25 protein-coding genes are annotated in these 26086 nt (G+C 53.0%); all 25 read left to right on the top strand.

Features of this window, described 5'->3' with window-relative positions; translation table 11 throughout:
- Positions 1-27: 27 nt before the first annotated feature.
- A complete protein-coding gene (urtC, locus tag BLW29_RS27930) occupies positions 28-1119 on the top strand; it encodes an urea ABC transporter permease subunit UrtC (protein WP_090985893.1) in 1092 nt (363 codons plus the stop codon).
- Positions 1079-1867: an urea ABC transporter ATP-binding protein UrtD gene (gene urtD / locus BLW29_RS27925; protein ID WP_090985891.1), complete on the top strand. Its 789-nt coding sequence runs from the start codon at positions 1079-1081 to the stop codon at positions 1865-1867. The genes urtC and urtD overlap by 41 nt, the downstream gene beginning before the upstream one ends.
- Positions 1845-2540, top strand: a complete 696-nt coding sequence (gene urtE / locus BLW29_RS27920; protein ID WP_090985957.1) for an urea ABC transporter ATP-binding subunit UrtE — start codon at positions 1845-1847, stop codon at positions 2538-2540. Before urtD ends, urtE begins: the two co-directional genes overlap by 23 nt.
- Positions 2541-2834: 294 nt before the next feature.
- Positions 2835-3848 (top strand): ABC transporter substrate-binding protein, encoded by a 1014-nt coding sequence (locus tag BLW29_RS27915; RefSeq protein WP_090985889.1) that lies wholly within the window; start codon positions 2835-2837, stop codon positions 3846-3848.
- A gap of 5 nt (positions 3849-3853) precedes the next feature.
- Complete coding sequence (locus tag BLW29_RS27910; protein WP_090985887.1) at positions 3854-4669, top strand: ABC transporter permease; 816 nt, start codon at positions 3854-3856, stop codon at positions 4667-4669.
- Between the two features lie 71 nt (positions 4670-4740).
- Positions 4741-5589 (top strand): ABC transporter ATP-binding protein, encoded by an 849-nt coding sequence (locus BLW29_RS27905; RefSeq protein ID WP_090985885.1) that lies wholly within the window; start codon positions 4741-4743, stop codon positions 5587-5589.
- Positions 5590-5623: 34 nt separating this feature from the next.
- Positions 5624-5779: a hypothetical protein gene (locus tag BLW29_RS31580; RefSeq protein WP_177186847.1), complete on the top strand. Its 156-nt coding sequence runs from the start codon at positions 5624-5626 to the stop codon at positions 5777-5779.
- A 244-nt stretch (positions 5780-6023) separates the two neighbouring features.
- Entirely contained in the window at positions 6024-6566 is a 543-nt protein-coding gene (gene spoVT, locus BLW29_RS27900; RefSeq protein ID WP_090985883.1) for a stage V sporulation protein T, read from the top strand.
- A gap of 123 nt (positions 6567-6689) precedes the next feature.
- The gene (locus tag BLW29_RS27895; protein ID WP_177186846.1) at positions 6690-8597 is read left to right on the top strand and encodes an oligosaccharide flippase family protein; all 1908 of its coding nucleotides are present in this window, start codon (positions 6690-6692) and stop codon (positions 8595-8597) included.
- Positions 8598-8637: 40 nt separating this feature from the next.
- A complete protein-coding gene (gene mazG, locus BLW29_RS27890; protein ID WP_090985880.1) occupies positions 8638-10119 on the top strand; it encodes a bifunctional methyltransferase/pyrophosphohydrolase YabN in 1482 nt (493 codons plus the stop codon).
- Between the two features lie 177 nt (positions 10120-10296).
- Positions 10297-10569, top strand: a complete 273-nt coding sequence (locus BLW29_RS27885; RefSeq protein WP_090985878.1) for an HU family DNA-binding protein — start codon at positions 10297-10299, stop codon at positions 10567-10569.
- Between the two features lie 2 nt (positions 10570-10571).
- On the top strand, positions 10572-10856 hold the full coding sequence (locus BLW29_RS27880) for an RNA-binding S4 domain-containing protein (RefSeq protein ID WP_090985876.1): 285 nt from the start codon (positions 10572-10574) through the stop codon (positions 10854-10856).
- A gap of 456 nt (positions 10857-11312) precedes the next feature.
- Positions 11313-11489, top strand: a complete 177-nt coding sequence (locus BLW29_RS31575; protein ID WP_177186845.1) for a hypothetical protein — start codon at positions 11313-11315, stop codon at positions 11487-11489.
- Between the two features lie 91 nt (positions 11490-11580).
- Entirely contained in the window at positions 11581-11865 is a 285-nt protein-coding gene (yabP, locus tag BLW29_RS27875; RefSeq protein WP_090985874.1) for a sporulation protein YabP, read from the top strand.
- The gene (gene yabQ, locus BLW29_RS27870) at positions 11862-12503 is read left to right on the top strand and encodes a spore cortex biosynthesis protein YabQ (protein ID WP_256208991.1); all 642 of its coding nucleotides are present in this window, start codon (positions 11862-11864) and stop codon (positions 12501-12503) included. Before yabP ends, yabQ begins: the two co-directional genes overlap by 4 nt.
- A gap of 23 nt (positions 12504-12526) precedes the next feature.
- Entirely contained in the window at positions 12527-12856 is a 330-nt protein-coding gene (locus BLW29_RS27865; RefSeq protein WP_090985872.1) for an FtsB family cell division protein, read from the top strand.
- A gap of 287 nt (positions 12857-13143) precedes the next feature.
- Complete coding sequence (locus BLW29_RS27860) at positions 13144-13728, top strand: S1 domain-containing RNA-binding protein (protein ID WP_090985870.1); 585 nt, start codon at positions 13144-13146, stop codon at positions 13726-13728.
- Positions 13729-14147: 419 nt separating this feature from the next.
- Positions 14148-16646, top strand: a complete 2499-nt coding sequence (gene spoIIE, locus BLW29_RS27855) for a stage II sporulation protein E (protein WP_090985868.1) — start codon at positions 14148-14150, stop codon at positions 16644-16646.
- A 602-nt stretch (positions 16647-17248) separates the two neighbouring features.
- Complete coding sequence (locus BLW29_RS27850; RefSeq protein WP_090985866.1) at positions 17249-17974, top strand: vWA domain-containing protein; 726 nt, start codon at positions 17249-17251, stop codon at positions 17972-17974.
- Positions 17958-18896 (top strand): protein kinase domain-containing protein, encoded by a 939-nt coding sequence (locus BLW29_RS27845; protein ID WP_090985864.1) that lies wholly within the window; start codon positions 17958-17960, stop codon positions 18894-18896. Before BLW29_RS27850 ends, BLW29_RS27845 begins: the two co-directional genes overlap by 17 nt.
- A gap of 20 nt (positions 18897-18916) precedes the next feature.
- Positions 18917-20374, top strand: a complete 1458-nt coding sequence (tilS, locus tag BLW29_RS27840) for a tRNA lysidine(34) synthetase TilS (RefSeq protein WP_090985862.1) — start codon at positions 18917-18919, stop codon at positions 20372-20374.
- A gap of 52 nt (positions 20375-20426) precedes the next feature.
- On the top strand, positions 20427-20966 hold the full coding sequence (gene hpt / locus BLW29_RS27835) for a hypoxanthine phosphoribosyltransferase (protein ID WP_090985860.1): 540 nt from the start codon (positions 20427-20429) through the stop codon (positions 20964-20966).
- 106 nt (positions 20967-21072) lie between these two features.
- Entirely contained in the window at positions 21073-23097 is a 2025-nt protein-coding gene (gene ftsH / locus BLW29_RS27830) for an ATP-dependent zinc metalloprotease FtsH (RefSeq protein WP_090985858.1), read from the top strand.
- 378 nt (positions 23098-23475) lie between these two features.
- A complete protein-coding gene (nadA, locus tag BLW29_RS27825) occupies positions 23476-24414 on the top strand; it encodes a quinolinate synthase NadA (RefSeq protein ID WP_090985856.1) in 939 nt (312 codons plus the stop codon).
- A gap of 41 nt (positions 24415-24455) precedes the next feature.
- Positions 24456-26072 carry an L-aspartate oxidase gene (gene nadB, locus BLW29_RS27820; RefSeq protein WP_090985854.1) on the top strand — a complete coding sequence of 539 codons (1617 nt, stop codon included), beginning with the start codon at positions 24456-24458 and terminating at the stop codon, positions 26070-26072.
- Positions 26073-26086 lie beyond the last annotated feature (14 nt).

Below are 26086 nucleotides of genomic sequence, written 5' to 3'. Positions count from 1 at the left end.
GAGTTGCCCTTGAAAGGTGGAGTCATGATGCAGCTTCGAACGATGACGCCTGAGCGGATATGGCTTTTGGCGGGTTATGCGGTTGCCGCTGCTGCGTTATTCTGTGCACCGCTTGTATTGAGTGATTTTCGGCTAAATTTGCTGGCAAAGTTTCTGGCCTACGCCATTGTAGCGCTGGGGCTTGATTTGATATGGGGGTATACCGGCATTCTAAGCCTGGGACACGGGGTGTTCTTCGGCTTAGGTGGTTATGCGATGGCGATGTATCTGAAGTTGGATGCCAATGGAGGGAAACTTCCCGACTTTATGGATTGGAGCGGCCTCACGGCGCTTCCTTGGTTCTGGAAGCCGTTCGGATCGCTGCCCTTTGCCTTGCTGGCAGGTATATTAATACCGGCACTGCTGGCTCTGATACTAGGTTACTTTACGTTCCGCAATCGCATTCGCGGCGTGTACTTCACGATTCTAACGCAAGCGCTCGTCATCATTACCGTCACGCTGTTCATTGGGCAGCAGGCGTATACCGGCGGTACGAACGGAGTGACCGGTTACAGCAAGCTGCTCGGCTTCTCCCTGGCATCGCCGGACACGAAGCGCTACCTATACTGGGTAACAGTTGTACTGCTTATCGGGGCCTTCCTACTCTGCCGTTTTATAGTGAAGAGCCGCTTCGGCAAGGTGCTGCGAGCAATAAGAGATGGCGAGAATCGGGTACGGTTCATCGGGTATAACCCTGCCGTCTATCAGATGGTTGCCTTCAGCATCTCGGCAGGGCTTGCCGGACTCGCAGGTATGCTGTTCGTGCTGCATGTCGGCATTATTTCGCCCTCTATGATGGGCATAGTGCCTTCCATTGAGATGGTGCTCTGGGTAGCAATCGGAGGCCGCGGAACATTGGTCGGCGCGGTGCTCGGCGCAGTGCTGCTGAATTCTGCTAAGAGTGCTTTCAGCGAATCTTACCCGGATATATGGATTCTGTTCATGGGCGCATTGTTCGTCGTTGTCGTGGTCTTCTTACCGAAGGGAGCGGCGGGCCTGTTTGGGCAATTCAAGTGGTTTAGAAGGAGGAAGGCTGCTGATGAAGGAGCAAAAGGAGTCCCTAGTAGTCCTGCAGTGTGACGAGGTAACGGTCGACTTTGACGGATTTAAAGCGGTGCAGGGGATGAATTTCTCCCTTGCCCAGGGGGAGCTGCGATTTCTAATCGGCCCCAACGGAGCGGGGAAGACGACAATGCTTGATGTCATATGCGGTAAAGTGAAGCCGGCTGACGGGAAGGTGATGTTCAGCGGAAGCATTGATATTACGCGGAAGAAGGAGCATCAGATCGCGGAGCTTGGCATCGGCCGCAAATTTCAAACGCCGTCCATATTCGCGTCCCTTACCGTGATGGAGAACTTTGAAATTGCGATGAAGCAGAATCGGGGCGTATTTGCCGCGATGCGAGCGAAGATGCGAGCGGAGGACCGAGAGAGGATCCTTGCTCAACTGGAGTTGGTAGGACTATCGGGAAAAGCGGACTGGCGCGCAGGCGGTCTCTCGCACGGAGAGAAGCAGTGGCTCGAAATCGGAATGATGCTGCTGCAGGAGCCGGAGATTCTGCTGCTGGATGAGCCTGTTGCCGGGATGACTGATGGGGAGACCGAGAAAACCGGCGAGCTGCTGCAGCATATTCGCAAGACGCAGTCGATTGTCGTGGTGGAGCATGATATGGAATTCGTGCGCAGCTTCGCGAGCAAGGTGACGGTGATGCATGAAGGGAAGCTGCTGAAGGAAGGCTCCATGGAAGAAGTGCAGCGCGATGACCGCGTAGCGGAAGTGTATCTGGGGAAAAGGCGGGATGTCGATGCTAGCCGTTCAACAGCTTGAAGCGGGTTATGGGGAGAGCGTTATTTTGCGGCAGGTTACGCTTCAGGTGCGGCCGGGGCAGGTCGTCTGTTTGCTTGGGCGTAACGGAGTCGGCAAGACGACGCTGATGAAGAGCATTATGGGGGTGCTGAAGGCACGGAGAGGTACGGTGACCTACAAAGGAACCGATCTGACGAAGCGGGCACCCGGCGAGCGTGCGAAGAAGGGGATCGGGTACGTGCCGCAAGGGCGCGAAATCTTCCCGCAGCTGACCGTATTTGAGAATGTGCTGCTCGGATTGGAAGCATGCAAAGAGAAAAAACGCGCCATTCCGGAGTCAGCCGTTGCCAAATTTCCCGTATTGCCTTCCATGTATGGTCGCAGGGGCGGTGATCTGAGCGGTGGACAGCAGCAGCAGCTGGCTTTTGCCAGAGCACTTGCCTCCGAGCCAGAATTGCTGCTGCTCGATGAGCCGTGTGAAGGCATCCAGCCATCGATTGTCGATGATATCCGCGATGTGATTCGTTCGATCAAGGCCGGAGGCGACACAGCGATTCTGCTGGCGGAGCAAAGTCTGGAGTTCGTGAAGAGCGTCGGCGACTACTTCTATATCCTCGAGAAAGGCTCGATCGCATGGGAAGGCGGCTTGTCCGATTTGAACGATGAAGTCATCCGTCATTATTTGACTGTCTAGCATTCATGTAATAAAACCTTACATAGACATTGACACACTAGCTATTTCACTCTTACAATACAGATAAATGTAAGGTTGGCTAACAATAGAATATCGGTTCTCGGTCATATACGGGAACGAAAAAGCTGTCTAGGGTTCCGTGGTGTCACAACCAGCTGGTCCGAGAGGCGGCGTATGGAGAATGGCTCACATGAACTTGGGCGGCGATCTCCGTATAACACGGAAGGACAAAAGCCTGGGAGATCTCTCCTGAGGCTTTTTCTATTTATAGAGAATTGATGGGAGTGGGGAGAAATGAAGAGAACGAAACGGACGACGGTTACACTGCTACTGCTTGCTGCAATGCTGATGGCGCTCACCGGTTGCGGAGGTTCCAAGGAAGCTTCATCGAGTTCGGACGATTCGCCGATTACAATTGCGCTTAGTCCTTGGCCGGGCTGGTTCTTCTGGTACCTCGTCGATGAGAAGGGCTTCTTCGAGAAACATGACGTCAAAGTCGATCTGAAATGGTTCCCGGTTTACAGTGATTCTCTTCAAGCGCTCGCTACGGGCAAAGTGGATGCCAACAGCCAAACGCTCAGCGATACGCTCGCTCCCGCATCCAAAGGAATCGGCCTGAAAGCCGTTCTTGTCAATGACAACTCCTACGGCGGCGATGCCATTGTCAGCAAGTCCAACATCGGCTCCATTGCCGAACTCAAAGGCAAAACCGTTGCAACTGAGCTGGGTACCGTCGATCACCTGCTGCTGCTGACCGCGCTGGATCAGAACGGATTGACCGAGAGCGACGTCAATTACGTCAACATGACGGTCAACGATGCAGGTCCTGCTTTTATATCCGGCAAAACCGATGCTTCCGTGCTATGGGAGCCGTTCCAAACGAAAGCCGTTAAAGAAGGCAAGGGCAAGGTGCTCTTCTCTTCCAAAGATACGCCGGGCCTCATTCCCGATCTGCTCGTCTTCCGCGATGATGTCGTGAAGAACCGTCCGGATGACATTCAGAAAATCGTAGATGCGTGGTTCGATGCACTGAATTATTTCAAATCGCACCAGGATGAAGCCATTAAGCTTATGGCGGAGAAGGCAGAAACGACGCCGGAGGATTTCAAGCTTGGTCTGGACAGTATCAAGCTGTTCACGCCGTCGGATAACGTGAACGCATTCGGTAAACGCGATGATTACACGTCATTGCCTTATACCGCTAAGAAAACAGCAGACTTCTTGAAAAAGCTTGATATGGTGGATGAAATCAAAGACTTCGACATCCTCTTCGACTCATCGTTTGTAGAAAAAGCAGCTAAGGAGTGATCACGATGAAGGCAAACGAGCTTAAACCAGGGCATAAGAAGCGGCCGAATCGGTTTCAAATCTTTAAGGATATCGGCGGGAGGCCGTTTGCCTTCACCGCAGGATTCTCTTTTGCACTCTTGTTCATCGTCTGGTCGGCACTTAGTTACACGGAATCGGTTAATCCGGTCTTCCTGCCAACGCCGGATAAAGTGTTTGTAGAGATGTTCAAGATGCTAGGTACCGGCGAGTACTGGCATCATATCGGGATTAGCGTGTTCCGCGTATCGGCAGGGTTCTTGCTTGCCTGTATCGTAGGCATTCCGCTTGGCATCTTCGCAGGTACATTCAAGTACGGCGAAGCCTTCGTAGAACCGCCGATGGAATTCATCCGCTACATGCCGGCAGTTGCCTTCATTCCACTCATTATGGTGTGGGCAGGCATCGGGGAATGGGCGAAAATCCTGCTTATCTTCCTCGGCTGCTTCTTCCAGCTCGTCTTGATGGTGGCGGACAACACGCGCCGCGTCTCCCACGATCTGCTTCAAGCGTCCTTCACGCTTGGGGCAGGCCGCTGGAAGGCGATCGAGACGGTGCTCATTCCGGCCATTCAGCCGCAATTAATGAACACGCTTCGCCTCATTCTAGGCTGGGCATGGACGTACCTCGTCGTTGCCGAGCTCGTAGCGGTCAACAGTGGACTCGGTTACGCCATCATGAAGGCACAGCGGTTCCTGAATACGGATCAGATTTTTGTAGGCATTATCGTCATCGGTCTTCTTGGACTCATTAGCGACCGGATCTTCGCTTTCTTAAACCGCAGGTTGTTCCCTTGGGCGTGATCGGAATGAAGTAGGCTTACGGATGGCTTTGAGGCAGGTGCAAGGAAATAAGTACAGGGAGTTGATCGCGGATGGAAGCCGTTAAACGTGAAGCTAACTATGAAGAGCAATCGGCAAACGCGAAAGGAAATACTCGAGCCGGTGCGAAGGAATTAGCAGTGGTGCAGCGCGGTGAGATCGTGATCCGAGGCCTGCAGAAGGTGTACGAGACGAAGAAAAGCCAATTCGAAGCCCTCAAAAATATCGATATGAGCATTGGCACCAACGAGTTTGTCACCATCGTAGGCCCTTCCGGCTGCGGGAAGTCGACGCTGCTCCGTATCGTTGCGGGACTTGATGAGCTGACGGACGGATCGGTTACGCTGGATGGCGAAGAAGTAATCGGGCCGGGTGCGGAACGGGGCATGGTCTTCCAAGGGTATACGCTGTTTCCGTGGCTCACGGTGCGTGAGAATATTGAGTACGGCCCGAAGCTGAAAGGAATTTCGACGCTGGAGCGCCGTGCGATCAGCAATCATTTTCTGAAAGTGATTAAGCTCGAAGCGTTTGCGAGCGCCTATCCGAAGCAGCTTTCCGGCGGGATGAAGCAGCGGGTGGCGATTGCAAGGGCACTTGCGAACCGTCCGAAGGTACTGCTGATGGATGAACCGTTCGGAGCGCTTGATGCCCAGACGAAGCTGGAGATGCAAGAGATGCTGCTTGAGGTGTGGGAGAAGGAGAAGACGACCGTTCTCTTCATCACGCATGATATCGACGAAGCGATTTTCCTGTCGCAGCGCATTGTGGTCATGGGTGCAGGCCCGGGCCGCATTCTGAAAACCTTCGATGTGGGACTGCCGGATAAACGGACTCCTGAAGTACGCGAGCTGCCGGAGTTTCTGGCGCTCAAGCGGGAGCTTGGACAGCTGTTGAAGCACTAGAAGTAAGGCAATCCTGGGCGAGGAGTGATCCGGCATGGTGAGGCGTGATTCGAATGGTCCTTCCGCGGAAAGCGGCAAGGTGGGCAGTGCAGGTGGTGCTGATGCGAAGCGCTTCAATAGAAAGCTACTGGCGGCACTTGGTTTTATCGTTAGAATGATGTTCTTTCGGCATCCCGAAGCTCTTCGTTAGAGCTGCGGGGTGCTTTTTTTCTATGTTCTGGAGGTGTTTGTGGAAGATACCTCCAACAGCGGTGATTCAAGGCTTTTGTCCCTTTTCCACGTGCATAAGAAAATGGGAGGGGATGAATACTATGGTCAGATCGATAATCACCTTTTTCAAGGATCCTCTCCTCTTGAACGATAGAAAAAATTGCAATTTGCAGTTTGCGTCCAGTCCAATTCAAAACCTTCAAGGAAAGTGGGGCAACTAGAACATGAAAGCAACTGGAATTGTCCGTCGTATCGATGATCTCGGCCGGGTCGTCATCCCTAAGGAAATCCGCCGAACACTGCGCATACGCGAGGGCGACCCGCTGGAAATATTCGTTGATCGCGATGGCGAAGTTATTCTGAAGAAGTATTCCCCAATTGGTGAGCTTGGCGATTTCGCCAAAGAGTATGCGGAATCTTTAGCCGAAAGCACAGGCCATATTACGTTGATCACGGATCGGGACAATATTATTGCGGTCGCGGGAGCATCCAAGAAAGATTATTTGGAGAAGCAGATCGGCTCCATGCTGGAGAACTGTATGGAGAACCGCAAAACCGTTATGGAAGCCAGCGGAGGCTCTTACGAGGTCGTCAAAGATACTGGAGAGTCATTCAGTTCTTTCGTGGCGGCTCCAATAGTGGCCGGCGGCGATCCGATCGGTACCGTTGTGCTGCTAAGTAAGGATGAGAGCGTCAAGATGTCGCAAATGGAAACCAAAATGGCAGAAACCGCAGCGGGGTTCCTCGCCAAGCAAATGGAGCAATAGCCGCGTAGAAGCTTCCTTGAAGAGCATGTCTTCATGGGAGCTTTTTTCTGTTGAGGTCCATTCTGCGGGGCCGTTTGGGGTATAATGGGAGCAGGAGAAGAGAGTAGGGCAGGTGCACAGGTTTTGAAAATAGGGCAAGAGGAGCATGCTGGGACTACGGGTGTGAATGGGCAGCGTGCGGAGCAAGGTGCGGGGAAGACGGAGAAACGTGCGGGCACGGGGGAGATGGAGCGTGCAGGCACGGGGGGAACGGTGAAGAGTACAGGCACGGGGAATAAGCCTCTGCTGCTTCGTGGCGCGGCTTTGATGGGCGTTGCCATGCTTATCAGCAAGGTGCTTGGTACGATGCAGAAAATTCCGTTGCAAAATATAGCCGGTGATCGCGTATTCGGGATCTATAATGCGGTATATCCCTTGTATCAACTGCTGTTGGTCATGGTAACGGCAGGATTTCCTGTTGCGGTTTCGCTGCTCGTAGCCGAGCGCGAGGCACGCGGGGATTCAGGTGGTGCAAGGCGGGTACTTGGCGCCAGCGCTTGGTTATTGTTTATGAGCGGCGCGGTAGGATTTGTGCTGCTGTGGCTGGCAGCCGATAGAATCGCCGACTGGATAGGCGACGCGGCCACTGCATCTGCGGTTCGAACCGTTTCGCTCGCGCTTTGGTTCGCGCCTGTCATGGCTGCCCTTCGCGGCTATTACCAAGGACGGGGACAGATGCTTCCTTCGGCCGTATCCCAGCTATCGGAACAGACCGTCCGCGTGGGTGGCATGTTGATTCTGCTCGCGATCGGTTGGCATTACAATTGGTCGGATGCTAAGCTTGCTGCCGGCGCAACCGCCGGTTCTGCGATTGGCGGTGCGGCTGGCCTTGCGGTAATTGCGGCGTTCTGGCTGCGGGAGCGGGGATGGCGGGAGCAAGAACAGGAGCGAGAACAAGAGCAGGAGCAAGAGCGAGGGAAAGGGCAAGGGAAAGAGAAAGAGCAAGAGCAAGAGCAAGAGCAAGAGCAAGAGCAAGAGCAAGAGCAAGAGCGGAAAGAGAAGTGGAAGCTCGGCGTTACGGTTGAGCGTAACTTTTTGCAGGAAGCGGGTAAAGAACGAATAGTGACGCTGATGCGCAAGCTGGCTCTGCTTGCGATTCCGGTCACGCTTGGGGCGCTTGCCGTGCCGGCGCTTGGCGTTGTGGATGCGTTCACGGTTCCGCGGCTGCTTCGCGGAACAGGTGTGTCGCAGGCCGAAGCGATGTCGCTCTTCGGCCTGTACAGCCGAGGCCAGCCGCTTGTGCAGCTGGTCGTCATGGTTGCAGGCGCGATGGGAGCCGCGCTGGTTCCCGCGCTAGCGGCCGCACGCGTGCGCGGAGACGAAGCCGCCGTGCGTCAGCAGGCGGCTCTCGTGCTGCGGGCTGCGTGGGGCATCGGCGCAGCCGCGGCTTTAGGGCTCGCGCTGCTGGCCGAGCCCGTTAATGTGATGTTATACGCGGACGATGCCGGATCGCGTACGTTCGCCCTTGTCGGGTGCACGGCGCTCGCGGGCACCGTTAGCGCCATCGCGGCTGCTGCGCTGCAGGGGCTGGGGGCCGTCCGTGCCCCTGCGCTGTTCATGCTGGCCGCGGCGGCGCTGAAGGCGGCGTTCAACGCCGCCCTCGTGCCGTCGTTCGGCACGGCCGGCGCAGCCTGCGCCGGCATCGCTGCGCTCACGGCGGCCGCCCTGCTCGGCACGGGCGCCGTCCGCCGCGCCGCCGGCGCGGCGATGCCCGCGCGTCGCGTCGCGGGCATCGGACTCGCACTCGCGGTCATGGCCGCGGTGCTCGTCCTGGTCGAGCGCGGCGGTGCCCCGCTGCTCGACCTGGCGCTGCCGCCGAGGGCGGCAGCTTGCGCGCTCGCGCTCGGGGGAACCGCCCTCGGCGGAGCGCTCTTCGCCGCCGCCGTGCTGCGCTTCGGCGGCGTGACCGCGCGCGAGCTGCGCGCGCTTCCGGGCGGCGATGCGCTGGCCGCCCGATTACAGCGTTGGCGGCTGCTGCCCGCCGCCAACTAGGCTCGCAAGACAATTGCATTCCCAAAGGAGGAACAAATAGATGCCACAACCAACAATAACCGTAGTCGGACTAGGTTCCGGCGACGAAGACCAGCTTACGCTTGGTGTTTGGCGCAGACTGCAAGAAGCGTCGAATCGCTATGTCCGGACGGACAAGCACCCCATGATGAAGTTATTCAGCGATCATCAATTAGCATACGAGTCCTTTGATTTTCTATACGAGCAGATGGAATCGTTCCCGGATGTATATGAAGCCATTGCGGAGCAGCTGATCAAGAACGCCGGCACGAAAGGCAGCTTGATTTTCGCCGTTCCCGGCCATCCCATGGTGGCGGAGCGAACCGTACAGCTGCTGCGCGAGCGCTGCCCGGAGCACGGCATCGAGCTGAGCATTCTTGGCGGCGAGAGCTTCCTGGATCAAGCTTTTACGAGGCTCGGCTTCGATCCGATCGAGGGCTTCCAGCTGCTGGATGCAGCGGAATTGAAGCCGTCCATGATCCGTACGGAGCTGCATACCGTAATCGGCCAAGTCTATGACGAGTTTACGGCTTCGGATGTGAAGCTGACGCTTATGGAGCTGCTGCCGGATGACTATCCCATCACGATCGGTCATGCGCTCGGCGTACCCGGCGAGGAGCAGATCATCACCGTTCCGCTCTACGAGCTGGACCGGACGCCAGGGTACGGCAACCTCTCGCTGATTTGGCTGCCGCGTTCCACGGATGATATGCTGCGCAATCGCTCCTTTGAGCGCTTGCATGAAATCGTTGCGATTCTGCGAAGCCCCGAAGGCTGCCCGTGGGATCGGGAGCAAACCCATCAATCGATTCGCAAGAATTTCATCGAAGAAACCTATGAAGCAATCGAAGCACTGGATAACGATGATCCGGATGGGATGCGCGAAGAGTTCGGTGATGTTATTTTGCAAGTGATGCTGCATAGTCAGATGGAAGAAGAGGTTGGCGCGTTCTCCGTCTATGATGTTATTCAATCTCTTAACGAGAAGCTGCTGTTCCGTCATCCGCATGTATTTGGCGATACGAGTGCCGGCAATTCCGAAGAGGCGCTGCGCAATTGGGAGCAGATGAAAGCCGAGGAGAAACGCCGCAAGGGCATCGATCCTACCAAAGTCTCGCAGCTCGATGGCATTCCGCCTGATTTGCCTGCGCTGATGAAAGCTTACAAGATTCAGAAGAAAGCGGCCAAAGTTGGCTTCGACTGGGATCATATCGGACCGGCGCTCGACAAGGTTGGCGAGGAGCTTCAAGAGCTGCGCGAAGCGATTCAATCGAAGGATGCTGAGGAGCAGGCGGACGAGCTTGGCGATTTGTTGTTCGCGGCAGTCAACGTATCTCGCTTCATCCATGCCGATCCGGAAGAGGCGCTTTCTCGCACCAATTCGAAATTTAAGAAACGATTTTCATATATTGAGGAGCAGCTTCGTATAAGCGGCCGAACCTTTGACCAAACTGATTTAACAGAGATGGATCGCTACTGGGAGGATGCGAAGAAGCTTCCCTAGTAAAAGGATTAAAGATTCGTCAAAATTCGGCTTATTTCCTCACAAAACGTGAAAATAATTTTCCAATCAGCAGGATTTATTTGCTAATAGGCAGAAGTAGTAGCTGAGGAAACTAAGCTATGCGGCAGTCTAAACACTGCCTACAAGTATATTTGAACTATTAGGAGGCCATTAACCATGAACAAAACAGACTTGATCAACAACATCTCGGCAAAAAGCGGTTTGACGAAGCGTGATGTAGAATCCGTATTGAACGGCTTTCTGGGCGAAGTAACAGATGCCCTGGCAGGCGGAGACAAAGTACAATTGATCGGTTTCGGTACATTCGAAACGCGTAAGCGTTCCGGCCGTACAGGTCGCAACCCGCAAACGGGCAACCCGATCACCATTGCAGAATCCAAAGTTCCAGCGTTTAAAGCCGGCAATAAATTGAAAGACGCAATCAAGTAATCATGCGTCTGGATAAGTTTCTCAAAGTATCGCGTTTAATCAAGCGGCGTACTGTCGCAAAGGACGTGTCCGAACAAGGCCGCGTCTGGATTAACGATCGTGAAGCCAAAGCGAGCAGCACCGTCAAAGCCGGCGACGAGCTCAAGATTCAATACGGCCAGAAGATCGTCACCGTCCGCGTCGAGCGGATCTTGGAGACGACCAAGAAGGACGAGGCTAGCGGGATGTATACTTTGTTGAAAGAAGAAGCGCGCCAGCAAGAGAACAAACTCGACTGGCAAGCATAAGCAGTTGAAGCGACAGCCTCAACCGGGTCATACCTGGGGGAGGCTGTTTTTCTTATGCGCCTATTTCGGCTTGTGGGGCAGCTATTGGTTTTTGTTTAGTACCTCACGAGCTATTTGTTGCAGAATATGCAGCATTTCAACCTCCTAATGGTCAAAAAGAGCTTAATGCTGCAGAATCTGCAACATTTCTGAACGAAATCGCCGCAAATCCGTCTGTTGGAGCAGGAATGTTGCATACTTTGCAACATTAACCCCCACGAGACACCAAAGCGCAGGAAATGTTGCATGTTATGCAACATTAGTCAGTGAGAGTGAGTTAACTGTATCCATATTTTGCACAAAAATGCTATAATCTCACAAGCGGCAGCTTGTTTTCAATACGGATGGCGAGGTGAACGATGACAGCCCATAAAAACTACCTATTCGGTATTCTAGCTGGACTTGTGCTTTTTTTGCATGAATGATCGGCTAATCGGTTCCGTCTTCCTCACACTGGCAGAATCATCGAACAGCTACCTGTTCATCCGAACGGCTATGCGAATCATCAGCGCTATCGGCGGGATTTGCATCCTATTCTTCGCCTTCGCCCTGCTCGTCCAAGTCGTCAAATCTATGATCCTGCCAAAACCGTAACCCTCGAATCTCGCAGTTTGCAGTTCTAAAACCTGTCCTTGCCCCATAGGCTAGTCTCAGTGATAGATGTGCTGAAGGAGGGGGACGAGCAATGATCGAGCAAGCTAAGGGACAGAAGCGCCAGGAAATCAAAATGCTTAACCGCAAGATCCTTGAGATTACCGGCGTGATGAATGTGGAGAGCTTCGACAATGAAGAGTTTCTGCTGGAGACGGAGCTTGGTTTTCTGGCGATCCGCGGGCAGAACCTGCATATGAAGCATCTCAGTCTGGAGCAGGGATTGGTCGCCATTGAAGGGCTGGTTCATTCGCTCACTTACCTGGATGGCAATACGGGCAGCAAGTCGAAGGGCTTGTTCGGGAAGATATTCAAGTGAGTCTGACCGTTCAGTGGTGGACCATGATAACGATGCTGCTCTCTGGGATCGGGATGGGCGTCGTTTTCGATGGGTATCGTGTCGTATCGGACGAGCTGCGGATCAGCCGGTTATGGGTTCCGATCTTCGACTTGCTCTACTGGATTGCGGCCACGTTGGTTGTCTTTCAGGTGCTCTCTGCGAGCAATGAAGGAGAAGTGCGGGCCTATGTGTTCATCGGGCTGCTGCTTGGCATCGGCTGTTACTACTGGCTGTTTAGCAAAATCACGATGCAGCTCGTGCATATTCTGATCCGCACCGTCCGCGCGGTTACGAGATTCATCATCCGTGCTTTTGATCTGTTGATTATTCGTCCTCTGCTGCTGCTCTATCGAATCGGAAAGCTGCTCTTTGCGTTTTTGAGAGCATTTGCTATTTTCCTTTTCAAAATTGTGGTACAATTGGTACGTCCATTTTGGCTGCTGGCTGCTTGGATGACCAAGCCGATTTGGAAGCCGCTGCTTCGTTCTTGGAGACGCTGGGTAAATCCCATTATAACCAAGTGGCGAATACCGGAACGAGTCACTGCACTTCGTACCGGATTGATTAAGCTATGGCAGCGCTGGAAGAATCGGAAGCAAGAGAAGAAAGACGATTAATCTAACGTCAGGAGGTCCGTGATATGGCGACAACTACAACAAGTTCTCATTCATCCGCTGCGGCGCAATATGCAGGAACGAAACGCCGGTTGAAGATCTGGGTTGTTTTTATCGTTCTTTTCATGGGCTGGGCGCTATATACGCTGATCTCTCAGCTTGATCGACAAGGACAAGCGGAGATCAAGCTGGCGAATGCCTCCCAGAAAATCGACGCGGCAGCTAAGCAGGTCGAAGAGCTGAAGCTTGCGGTCGCGCGATTGAGCGATAAGGAGTACATCGGACAGCTGGCAACGAAGGAACAAGGCATGGTTCGCAAAGGCGAGAAGCGGATTGAGGTCGTTACTCAGCCATGATGATTGGCTTGGGGAGACCTTCGGTCGATCATGCATTCATCAACTATGATTGGTTTGAGGCAACCTTTGGTTGACTCAGCATTCATCTTGCATCCATCAAGGATGGGCGTAACAACGGGTGTCCGTCCTGTTGCCTTGCATCTCCCATTGGAGTATAATCAGCTTAGTAACCATATTTTTAAAACGGCTTACCGTAGTCATATTTTATTTTTATGCTCGCAGTCTCAGGCTGTGAGAACTCGAAGCTAATGGCTTCGCATAACGGTTAGGGAGGAACATTTTTACCTATGGCAATTGAAGTGGGCGCCAAGTTAGAGGGCAAGGTGACAGGCATTACGCATTTCGGAGCATTCGTCGATTTGTCGGGAGGTGTCACAGGGCTAGTTCACATCTCAGAGATTGCCGATAACTACGTCAAAGATGTTAAAGACCATTTGAAACTGGAAGATGTCGTTACAGTGAAGGTCATTAATGTAGATAAAGACGGGAAAATCGGGCTTTCCATTAAGCAAGCAATCGACCGGCCAGAAGGCTCTGCACCTCCTCAGCGTGAACGCAGTGGAGATCGCGGACCAGGCGGCAGCTTCAACCGGACAGGTGCCGGTGGTGGCGGTGGAGGCTTCAATCGTACAGGCGGACCGGGCGGCGGCGGAGATCGCGGACCAAGCGGCGGCGGAGGCGGTTTTAATCGTCAAGGCGGCGGTGGTGGCGGACGTCCATTCAACAAAGCTGGCGGCGGCAAACCTGCTTACGGCAAACCGTCCTTCGAGGACAAAATGTCACGTTTCCTGAAAGACAGCGAAGAGCGTATGTCTTCGCTTAAGAAGAACACGGAATCCAAACGCGGTGGCCGTGGTGCTAAGCGCGATTAATAGCATAGTAATAGAGAAGAAGGCAGTGCCCCTTGAGGCGCTGCCTTTTTTTTGATGCTTTTCTTCGGCATGAAGGGGCTGTCAATGCCTTGATATGCAGCATATCCAATAAATATACCCGCCCACCTCAAAAACTTTTCTCTTGTTCTCACGTTATCCCGACAGGTTCGGACGGCGGTTCGCCAAGCGCAGGCTTGGCGGAAGGAACGTTTTTTGTTGAAACGGTGGGTGACGGGAAGGCGCATAAGGATGTCGATCCCTTGATAGCGCTAGGATGCCGCAATCCCGACAGGGGGTCGCCCACGGCGCGTGAAAATGTCGGAAAAAACTTTTGTATGACAACGCTTTCTGACAAACATTTCTAAATTCGTAATTCTATAATGGGGATACAAATTTGGAATAAGGCGGTGTCATCAGGCATGGTGGACAAACCTAAAGTTGTCATGTTCCCCGGTGTACAGAAAACTAGCTTCGTCCAATCAACCTTTAGGAAAGGAATAGAACGAACCGGGTTGCTTCGCATAGCAGGGATGCTGACCTCGCGAAAATGGACGTTTGCGCTGATGGCCGTCGGGTTTCTGCTCGGACGAGCTGTCATCTTGGAGTCATTGACTCCGTTTGCAGTTGCTTACTTTACCGTAATCTTCTTTCTGCGCCGAGATCTGCTGCTTCCGGTTGCGGCTGCCATTGTAGCAGGGAGTTGGCTTGCTGTCGCGCCGGAACCGATGTGGATCGCGATGGAGCTGGCCGTCGTTTACTTATTGCTGAGGGGCCTTGAGGCATATGAACGAGCGGAACTGTCCTACGCACCGCTGCTTGTATTCCTCGCTACCATGTTGGTGCGATTGTTCGGCGTAGTGACGACAGACACCTTGGATTGGTACCAGCTGATGATGGTTGGCGTAGAGGCATCACTTGCCTTTGTCCTGACCTTGGTATTCGTCCAAGCGATACCGGTGCTGACGCTGACGAAGAAGTCCTCGGCACTGAAGAATGAGGAAATTATCTGTTTGATGATCATGCTCGCCTCCATTATGACGGGGGCTGTGGGCTGGACGATATATGGCATGTCCGTTGAGCATATCATGTCGAGGTTTATGCTTCTGCTCTTTGCGCTTGTAGGCGGCGCACCCCTTGGCGCTTCTGTGGGTGTTGTCGCCGGTCTCATACTCAGTTTGGCGGATACCAATGCAATTGTGCAGATGAGCTTGCTAGCTTTTGCCGGCTTGCTTGCCGGACTGCTTCGTGAAGGCGGCAAAATGGCCGTAGCCTTCGGGATGCTGCTCGGTTCCTCGATTCTATCCATCTATGTCGGTAATCAGGCAGACGTGATGGCGTCGACGTGGGAGTCGGTGATCGCGGCCACTATGCTAATGTTTACCCCAAAATCGATTATTCGCATCATCTCGAAATATGTGCCCGGCACGCAGGAACACGTGAAATCGCAGCATGAATACGCAAGGCGAGTCCGAGATGTCACGGCACAGCGCGTCAATCAGTTCTCTGAAGTGTTTCGCCAGCTTTCTCGAAGTTTCGGACAGCTTGGCCAAGAGGCTACGGAGAAAGAAAGGCGGGAAGAAGCTGCCGGTCACTTCATGAATGCGGCCGCAGAGCGAACATGCAATGCCTGCCACAAGCGGGAACTTTGCTGGGAGGGGCGATTCTATGATACGTACAAGATGATGACGAGCATGATGACAACCGTAGAGGAAGGGCGCCGTTTGGGGCCGAAGGAGGTGCCGAGGGAGTGGAGCGTGCATTGCGTGAAGCCACATCAAGTGCTTAACGTCATGCAGCAGCAGCATGAGTTATACCAGCATGATCGGCATTGGCGCAAGCAACTGAACGATTCTCGGCAGCTTGTCGCAGAACAGTTGTCCGGCGTTTCTCAAGTCATGGAAGACTTGGCGCGGGAAATTCAGCGGGAAGGGCAGCAGCTGCATTTGCAGGAAGAACAAATCCGGGAGGCGCTGGAAGGGCTCGGTTTATCGATACAAGGCATTGAAATTATTAACTTGGAGGAGGGAAACGTTGAGATTGAGGTGTATCACACCTTTGGCCGCGGTTATGATGAATGCCGCAAAATCATCGCGCCGCTGTTATCCGATATTCTAGGCGAGCCCATTGCCGTTATGTCGGAGACTTATCCGGAGAAGAAGGGAAGTGCTGCGCAGGTCATTTTCGGAACAGCCAAAGCGTATGAGATTGAAACGGGTGTCGCCGGACTCGCCAAGGGAGGCGATCTGCTGTCGGGAGACAGCTTTAGTACGGTGGAGCTCGGCAATGGCAAATTTGCTGTCGCCATCAGCGACGGTATGGGCAATGGGGAGCGTGCAAAGCAGGAGAGCAGCACTGCTTTGACGATTCTGCAGCAGCTTCTGCAATCCGGCATGGATGAGAAGCTTGCGATCAAATCGGTTAACTCCGTTCTGCTGCTGCGTTCTTCGGATGAGATATTCGCAACTGTCGATGTCGCACTCATCGACATGTACTCCGCGAAGACGACTTTTATGAAAATCGGATCAACGCCCAGCTTCATTAAGCGCGGGAACGAAGTGATTCCGATCACGGCCAACAATTTGCCGGTAGGGATTTTGCAGGACATTGACATAGATCTTATTCGCGTTCAGCTGCAGCCCGGAGATACGCTCATTATGATGACCGACGGCATCTATGACGCGCCGGGGCATGCCGTGAATAAGGAAATGTGGATGAAACGGGTCATTCAAGAAATTCGATCCGATGATCCACAGGAAATTGCCGATGGACTGCTGGACACAGTCGTGAGGTACCACAAAGGCGACATTGTGGATGATATGACGGTTGTCGTTGCGAGAGTAGACAAACATCAGCCCGAGTGGGCTACATTCCGCTGGCCTGGCGTGACCAAGGTCGAGCGACCAAGGACGGTGAGCTAACCATGAACATGAAATGGATCCAGCAACTACTCCAAAGGCGCAAGCAGCGGAAACGCATTCGGCACCCTTCTTTAATGAAGCGTGCACCGGCAATTATTAATGATCAATAAGAGAATCGGTAATCTTAGATGGTTTGTCATCACTAGAATGATCAGACATCAGCCTAGGCGGGCTGCATTCCGCCAACCTGGTAGAGCCGGGTTGAGCACAATAGGGACGGTGAGCCGATTAGATGAACATCAACATACGAAACGGACAGTTTACCCGAGGGCGGCAACAGCGGAAGCGTGTACAAGCATTGAGGCAGTATAAGCGTGCGGCGGCGATTATTAAAGATCCATAGCTTTATATAGAAGAAGAGGAATGGAAGCCTGTCCGGCCGGCAGGCTTCTTTTTCGTGTGCGGGTGCTTGTAGCGATGGGAGAAGATGCGCTTCACGCCGCCTACCCAAACCGCCCGACTGAGCCAAATAGGGTTATCCCCTCTCATAATTGGCAATGCTGATAGAGCTAGTACTAGGGAAGAAACTTGCCTGGACGATAGTTGTAGGCAGGTTTCTTCCGGCAGTAGATTCAGATTCCAAGGTTTTGGGGGAATGAACGATGAGGCAGATTCTATTAGTAACGGACGGCTGCTCCAATGTTGGGGTAAGTCCGGTTATCGCAGCTGCGCAGGCGCACGCAGTAGGGATCACGGTGAATGTTGTCGGTGTGGTGGATCAAGGCGATCTCGCCGAATTTGGAACAACCGAAATTGAAGAGATTGCACGGGCAGGGGGCGGTCTGAGCCGGTTATCGCATACACGGCAGCTCTCGCAAACGGTTCAAATGCTCACGCGCAAGACCGTCGTGCAGACAATACAGCAAGCCGTTCAACGGGAGTTGAAGCAGGTGCTCGGCACGTCGTCCATCGAAGAGCTCTCACCGGAGAAGCGCGGTGAAGTCGTACGCGTCATCGATGAGCTGAGCGAGACGAGCAAGCTGCGCGTTGCGCTGTTGATTGATGCCAGTGCCAGTATGAAACCGAAGCTGCAAGCGGTAGAAGAGGCCATTCGCGATCTGGCGATCAGTTTGCAGTCGAGACAGGGAGGCAGCGAGCTTGCGGTGTTTCATTTTCCCGGCTCCGCCTACGGAGAGGATTGCAAGCTTGATCTTGATTGGACAGGTAATATTAGCGGCGTGCATTCCTTATTCCCGCGGCTGCAGATGCGAGGGACGACGCCGACAGGTCCTGCGATCTTGCATGTCATTGATTTTTATCAGAAAGCCGATTATGGTAGTAGGAAGAATGATGAAACGGACGGGATGATGAGTGACTACGTCGTTTGAATGGACGCTTCCGCGCGGTACGATCATTCGTGGCAAGTGGAAGCAGGGCAGTTATCGCGTGGAACGGCTGCTTGGCGAAGGCGCCAATGGCAAAGTATTTCTGGTCGAGCGGCAGCGCGAGCTGTACGCGCTTAAGATCGGTTCGGATACCGTAGATTTGCAGTCGGAAGTGAATGTGCTGCAAACGATTTCCAAGCAGAAACAGAAGCGTGGCGCTAAGGGAGGTCTATTCCTTGTCGATGTAGATGATTTCCGCGGGGGAGATGGCAAAGAGCATCCGTTCTATGTCATGCGATACATTAAAGGGATGACGCTTGCCGATTATCTAGGTAAACAAGGGAAGGAATGGTTTCCTGTCGTTGCTTTTAATCTATTAGGCAAACTAGCAGAGCTCAATGAAGCCGGCTGGACGTTCGGCGACTTGAAGGTAGAGAACGTCCTTGTCGGCGATTACGGTCGGCCGGAGCTCGTAGACTACGGCGGTGCTACTGCTTTCGGCAAAGGCGTACGGCAGTTTACGGAGATCTACGACCGGGGCTATTGGAATGCGGGAACGCGAACGGCGGATGCACGATATGACATGTTCTCGTTTGCGGTCCTTTGCATCCAGCTGCACGAAAGCCGCCGGCTTGCGCAGCTTAGTGCCGGACTGCTGCCGCAGACGCGAACGCCGGACGAGCTGGCGAAGCTCGCCGCGACCAGCGCCGCGCTTAAGCCGCTCAGCGGTTGGCTGCGCAAGGCGCTTTACGGCGAGTTTGCAAGCGCCCGCGAAGCGGCTGCTGCTTGGCAGCAGTGGATGCACCGCTCAGGAGCGGGCAAGTCCGTTTCCGCGCCGGCACCTCGCTGGATGAAGGGATTGTTCGCCGCATCGGCGGCCGTGCTGGCCACCACGATCTATTGGCTGCTGCGCGGCGCATCATAAGAATACGCAACTTGGGAAGGATGAGGGAAGTGGATGATTGGCTAAGCGAGCTGTCCGCACTAGCCCGGGATGAGCAGCTGTGGCTGCCGGGAGAGACGATCGTCGTTGCGGTATCCGGCGGACCGGATTCCATGGCTTTACTCCATTTGCTTCACCGGCTGTCCGGGCAAGAGCGGCTTACTCTGGTTGCCGCTCACGTGGACCATGGCTTTCGCGGCGAGGAATCGGCGCGTGAAGCTGAATCTGTGAGACAATACGCGGCGCTGCTCGGCATCCCTTGCGAAACGGCGCTTTTTAATTTGCCTGCTTATATAGAAGAAACAAGAATGAACGCGCAGGCGGCGGCCCGCCAGAAGCGGTATGCCTTCTTGCATCAGGTTGCTCATACATACGGCGCTGCACGCATCGCGCTCGCCCACCATGCCGACGATCAAGCCGAAACGGTACTGATGCGAGTGGTTCGCGGAACGGGACCCGGAGGGCTTGCGGGAATAGCAATTCGGCGAAATGAAAAAAACGTGGAACTTATTCGGCCGCTTCTGCGTACATACAAGGCAGACATCCTGCGTTACTGTGAACAGTGGGCGATCCCGTTCAGTCAAGATAGCAGCAATGGGCAGAAGTATTATTTTCGCAATGTGGTCCGTATGGACGTTCTGCCTTACTTGGCTTCGTTTAACCCGCAGTTTTCCCAGTCGCTAGTCCGATTGGCGGAGCTTGCATCGGCTGAAGACGATTGGCTGGAGCAAGAAACTAAGGCAATTTTCGAGCGCCATATCGCGCCTCACAGCGAAGGATGCCAATTGACCCGCAAAGCGCTGCTTGGCCTGCATGTCGCTTTACAAAGGAGATTGATTAAACTAATATTGAGTTATATTGGCTTGGAAACGGAAACCACTTCATTCGAAAGCGTAGAAACGATAAGGATTGCGGCCTCTGATGGCGCAGCTGCAACGTGGAGCTTCGATGTTGGCAGCGGAGTTCGATTTCTGCGTGAGTACGACAATTTAGTGTTCACCCGTGCGAATAAGGGGAGAATGACCCCCGAGCGCAGCGGATATGCTTATGTTGTGAATCGAGATGCGGTACGCCTGGCTTTGCCGGAGGCGGAAGCGGAATTGTCGCTTGAGGAACGGGCTGCAGATCATGCGCTCAGACCGAATAATCGACATGAAGCTCTGTTTGATGCCGACTCGCTCGAATTCCCGCTCTTGGTCCGAAATCGCCGTCCAGGTGACCGAATGCAAGTGCTTGGTTTAAATGGCACCAAAAAGGTACAAGATATGTTCGTTGATGAACGTGTCGCACCCTCACGTCGTGAGATGCTGCCGATCGTTGTCGACGCTAACGGAACCGTGCTTTGGATCCCGGGCATTCGAAGATCAAGACATGCTCAGGTGATGGAAACGACGAGCCGTGTTATCAGAATGATGATGCGGGTCAACCTCGATGCTTCCGCACTGAACCAACTTGAATAAGATGCACTGATCCATTCATAGTATAGGCAAGAACCATTTAGGAGGGCCCGTGTTGCTGAACGACATTCAAGAAGTACTTTACGACGCAGACCAAATTCAGCAGAAAGTAAAAGAACTAGGCGATACCATTAGCCGCGAATTCGAGGGGCGTAATCCACTCGTTATCTGCGTTCTTAAAGGCGCTTTTATTTTTATGGCTGACTTGGTTAAGACCATCACAATTCCGGTCGAACTCGACTTTATGGCGGTGTCCAGCTACGGACAATCGACCAAAACAAGCGGTGTTGTGAAAATTATCAAGGACCTTGACACATCGGTGCAAGGCCGAGACGTACTCATTGTTGAAGATATTATCGACAGTGGTCTTACGCTCAGCTATCTCATCGATGTGCTGGAGCGCCGCAACGCCAAGTCCATCACGCTTGTTACGCTGTTTGATAAGCCGACAGGCCGTAAGGTGGAGTTGGAAGCGGACTATAAAGGATTTGTATTGCCGGACGCATTTGTCGTCGGGTACGGGCTTGATTATGCGGAGCAATACCGCAACTTGCCGTTTATCGGCATTTTGAAGCCTGAGGTTTATGAGAAGTAAGGTTGTAAGACAGTCCATGCAATCAGCCATGTATCGAGGGCTCCCGCACACGGGAGCTTACCGAGCAAGGTCATCTTATTTTTTGCGTCTTGAGAGGAGGTAGGGGATGAACCGGATCATCCGTAACACTGGCTTTTATTTGATTATTTTTTTGGTGACCGTCGGGATCTTCCAATTTATCAGCAGCCAAAATGACTCCACCACTGAAATCCGTTACGATCAATTTAGGCAGGAACTAGCTAATGACAATGTGAAGCAAGTTGAGCTTCAGTTCGACGGCTACTCTTACTTGATCACCGGTGAGTACAAGAACAAACCGGAAAGTTCGGATTCAGCCCAATTCTACACCCATACCAGCGTTGAGGAATACGTCGTTAAAGAAGTGACCGATGCGCAGCTAAAAAACAAATTCGCAATGGAAGTTAAGCCGATGGAAGGACAGAGCATCTGGCTCACCTTCTTGACCTCAATCATTCCATTCGTGATCATCTTTATTTTGTTCTTCTTCCTGATCAATCAGGCGCAAGGCGGCGGCGGCAAAGTGATGAACTTTGGCAAGAGCCGTGCCAGATTGTACAACGAAGAGAAGAAACGTGTCACATTCGAGGATGTGGCAGGCGCAGACGAGGAGAAGCAAGAGCTTGTCGAGGTTGTCGAGTTCTTGAAAGATCCGCGTAAATTCGCAGCTGTAGGCGCTCGTATTCCGAAAGGGGTACTGCTTGTCGGCCCTCCGGGTACCGGTAAAACGTTGCTTGCTCGTGCTGTTGCAGGCGAAGCGGGCACGCCGTTCTTCAGCATTTCCGGTTCGGACTTTGTTGAAATGTTCGTCGGTGTCGGTGCTTCCCGTGTTCGTGACTTGTTCGAGAATGCGAAGAAGAACGCACCATGTATCATCTTTATCGATGAAATCGATGCCGTTGGACGTCAGCGCGGCGCCGGTCTCGGCGGTGGACATGATGAGCGCGAACAAACGCTCAATCAGCTCCTCGTTGAAATGGACGGCTTCGGTGCGAACGAAGGTATCATTATCGTGGCGGCTACCAACCGTCCGGATATTCTCGATCCTGCACTTCTTCGTCCGGGTCGTTTCGACCGTCAAATTACGGTTGACCGTCCGGATGTGAAAGGCCGCGAAGCTGTACTGAAAGTACATGCACGCAATAAGCCGCTTGCCAAAGACGTGAAACTCGATGTCATCGCGAAGCGGACTACGGGCTTTACCGGTGCGGATCTGGAGAACCTGCTTAACGAAGCAGCGCTTCTAGCCGCTCGCCGCAACAAGAAAGACATCGCGATGGTAGAAGTGGACGAAGCGATTGACCGTGTAATCGTCGGTACGGAGAAACGCAGCCGCGTGATCAGCGACCGTGAGAAACGGATTGTAGCTTACCATGAAGCAGGCCACACCATTGCAGGCTACTTCCTGGAGCATGCGGATCAGGTTCATAAAGTAACGATTATCCCGCGCGGACGCGCAGGCGGCTATGTCATCATGCTTCCTAAAGATGGCGATCGCATGCTGACGACTAAGCAGGAATTGCTTGATAAAGTAACGGGATTGCTAGCCGGTCGCGTAGCCGAAGAGATCTACATCGGCGAAATCGGCACTGGCGCATACAGCGACTTCAAATCGGCGACGAGCATCGTTCGTGCCATGATTATGGAGTACGGGATGAGCGATAAGCTCGGACCTATGCAATTCGGCAGCAGCTCGCAAGGCCAAGTATTCTTGGGCCGTGACATCGGACATGAGCAGAACTACTCCGATGCCATCGCTTACGAAATTGACCAAGAGATGCAGAACATTATTCAAGACTGCTATGCTCGTGCGAAGAAGCTTCTTACGGAGAAGAGCAGAGAGATGCATCTCATTGCCAAAACGCTTCTTACGGAAGAAACGTTGGAGCTTGAGCAAATCAAGCGTCTTATCGAGGGCGGATCGGCAGAAGGCAGCGAGGGTGAAGGCGAAGGCAGCTCGAACATCGTTTCCGCAGAGCCTAAAGCAGAGCCGATTATCGATACGATTGGCGGAGTGAAGGTTCGTATTGGTTCCAAGGAGCCAGGCGAATTAACGACTCCGGTTGATCCAGATAGCGGTAACGAAGACGACGACGGTACGCCGAAGTCCTAACGAAATAGAAGTTGATAGTCCTCAAAGGCTGTCCGATTGCAGGCAACTGCACGGGCAGCCTTTTGTGCAAGTAGGCGCTTTAGCGCTATAGCGGAAGGACGAGTAAGCATAGGGGCTTACTAACTTCTTTACTTGCGTAAACCTTCCGTAGATCGGTTAATACGGCCTCTTTTGTCTGTTGACAGCGCACACTACCTTGTGTAAATTTAAGGTTAATCCCTTGTAAAGGCGCTTGCGAATCAAGCGGCTTATGACGTGGGCATCATAAGGATGATGAAATACACAGCGGAATAACAGCATTTTCGATAAATCATGGTGAACGAACAGCCAAGTTTGTGCATCAGTTCACAAAGTTAGTGAAAAGAGGGGAATTTAGCTATGGAAGCATTAGCTCTCGAAAGGAAAGCGGAACAAAACCGTGAACTCCGGGAACGATTGTTGCAATTGAAGAAAGAACGTAACGCCATTATACTTGCGCATTATTATCAGCGTGATGAAATTCAAGAAGTGGCCGATTTCCGCGGTGACTCCTTCCTGCTTGCGCAGAAGGCAGCGGAGACGGATGCAGACGTTATCGTGTTCTGCGGCGTTCATTTTATGGGCGAAAGTGCGAAGATCCTGGCTCCAAACAAGACCGTTATCATTCCCGATGAACGTGCGGGCTGTCCGATGGCTGACATGGTCAACGTCGATGGCTTGCGGAAGCTGAAAGCACAGCATCCGAATGCGAAGGTAGTCACCTACATCAACTCCTCCGCCGAAATCAAAGCGGAAACGGATATTTGCTGTACCTCTGCTAATGCCGTGCGTGTCGTGAATTCGGTCGATTCGGACGAAATTATTTGGGTGCCGGATAAGAACCTTGGCCATTACGTGCAGCAGAAAACAGACAAGAAGATGATTATCTGGGAAGGCTACTGCAACACGCATGACATGCTGACCGTCAAAGATGTTGAAGAAATGAAAGCGAAATATCCAAATGCGCAGTTCGTCGTTCACCCTGAATGCCGTCCTGAAGTAGTAGCGCTTGGCGATTTCGTCGGCAGTACAACTGCTATTATAAAATATTGTAAAGAATCGGAAGGCCAGGAGTTTATCGTCGGAACGGAAGATGGCACGGGGTATCAGCTTCGTCTGGACAGCCCGAATAAGACGTTCCACTTTGCAACGAAGTACTTGGTTTGCCCGAACATGAAAGTAAACAACCTGAAGAAGCTAGTGAAATGTCTGGAAACGATGCAGCCGCAAATTTACGTACCCGAGCAGGTTGCCGATCAAGCCCGTCTATCCCTGGAGCGCATGTTACAAGTGAAGTAGCATGCGCTACTCTCTTTCCATGAGAAAGGAAAGTTGCACTTATGATTCCACGTTATCTCGTAGATGTTGAACTCGAAGGGCTTCCAGTCATATATAAAGATGTCATTGTAATCGGGGCCGGCATTGCCGGTCTTTTTACCGCAATTAAAGCCAGTGAAACGAATGACGTTCTCATGATTACGAAAAAGTCGCTGATGGACAGCAATACGCGTTATGCCCAAGGCGGCATTGCAGCTGTGATCTCCGAAGACGACTCCCCGGCTTACCATCGTCAGGATACGCTTATTGCCGGAGCCGGACTTTGCTCCCATAAAGCTGTCGATGTGCTCGTGCATGAGGGAACGAAGGGCGTAGAGGACTTAGTCCGCATGGGTACGCAGTTTGACCAAGAGAACGGCGAGTTTGCGCTCACCAAGGAAGGTGCGCACAGTCAGCGTCGTATTTTGCATGCCAATGGAGATGCGACCGGTTTCGAAATCGTTCGTGCGTTGTCGGAGAAAGCGATTGCGAACCCACGGATTGAGGTTTGGGATGATCATTTTGTAATCGATCTGATTACCGATGACGGTGTTTGCGTAGGTGCTTTGGTGCAGAAGCCGGATGGGCAGCGATTATTCGTGCGCGGCAAAGCAACCATTCTTTGCTCCGGGGGAGCAGGGCAGCTGTACCGTTATACGACGAATCCAGAAGTAGCTACCGGGGACGGCATTGCTATGGCTTATCGCGCAGGTGCTTACATACAAGATGTAGAGTTTATTCAATTTCATCCCACATCGCTTTGTTACCCGGGTGCGCCTCGGTTTCTGATTTCGGAAGCGGTGCGTGGTGAAGGTGCGGTGCTTCGCAACATTCGGGGCGAGCGGTTTATGGAGAAATATCATGAGCAGCTTGAGCTGGCTCCTCGGGATGTCGTGGCGCGGGCGATTGTCAGCGAGATGGAAGCGACCAAATCCACCTTCGTTTATATTGACGTGACACACGAATCCGCGGATATGGTGAGACATCGTTTCCCGAACATTTATGAGTTCTGTTTGAATTTCGGACTTGATTTGACGTCGGATTGGATTCCCGTTGCCCCTGCGGCGCATTATATGATGGGCGGGGTTAAAACCGACTTGAACGGCGAAACGAATTTGCGGCGGCTGTTCGCCTGCGGCGAATGTTCGTCGACCGGCGTTCATGGTGCGAATCGATTAGCAAGCAATTCGTTATCCGAAGCGATTGTGTTCGGACGGCGAATTGTAGAGCGTATTAACGCGCTGCCTCCGCTTGAAGGCCATACGGACGTTCACATGGATTCACTGAAACGGAGCGAAGCGCCGATTCAGGCGGTGGTCGAGAAACGATTGAAGCTGCAGAAGACGATGGTGCGGTATGTCGGGTTGAATCGTGATGCTAACGGGCTGAACAAAGGACTTGAAGAACTCAAGAAGCTGCGTTCGATCTTCCACTCCGTTATTACGAAACGAGAAGAATATGAGTTTGCGAATCTGCTGACCTGCGCGATGCTCACGGCAGAGTCTGCCCTAACACGGGAAGAAAGCCGCGGCGCGCATAGTCGGGAAGATTTTCCGGAGCGAAATGATACGCTCTGGCGCAAGCATACCGTACTCCACCGGGAGAACGGGATAACAGAGGAGCGAATTGAAGATGTATGAAGCACAATTTGCGG

Source organism: Paenibacillus sp. CF384 (genome assembly GCF_900106745.1).
Taxonomy (GTDB): Bacteria; Bacillota; Bacilli; order Paenibacillales; family Paenibacillaceae; genus Paenibacillus_Z.
Note: the sequence above shows the minus strand (reverse complement) of the source record. Positions and strands in the feature narration are given on the sequence as shown.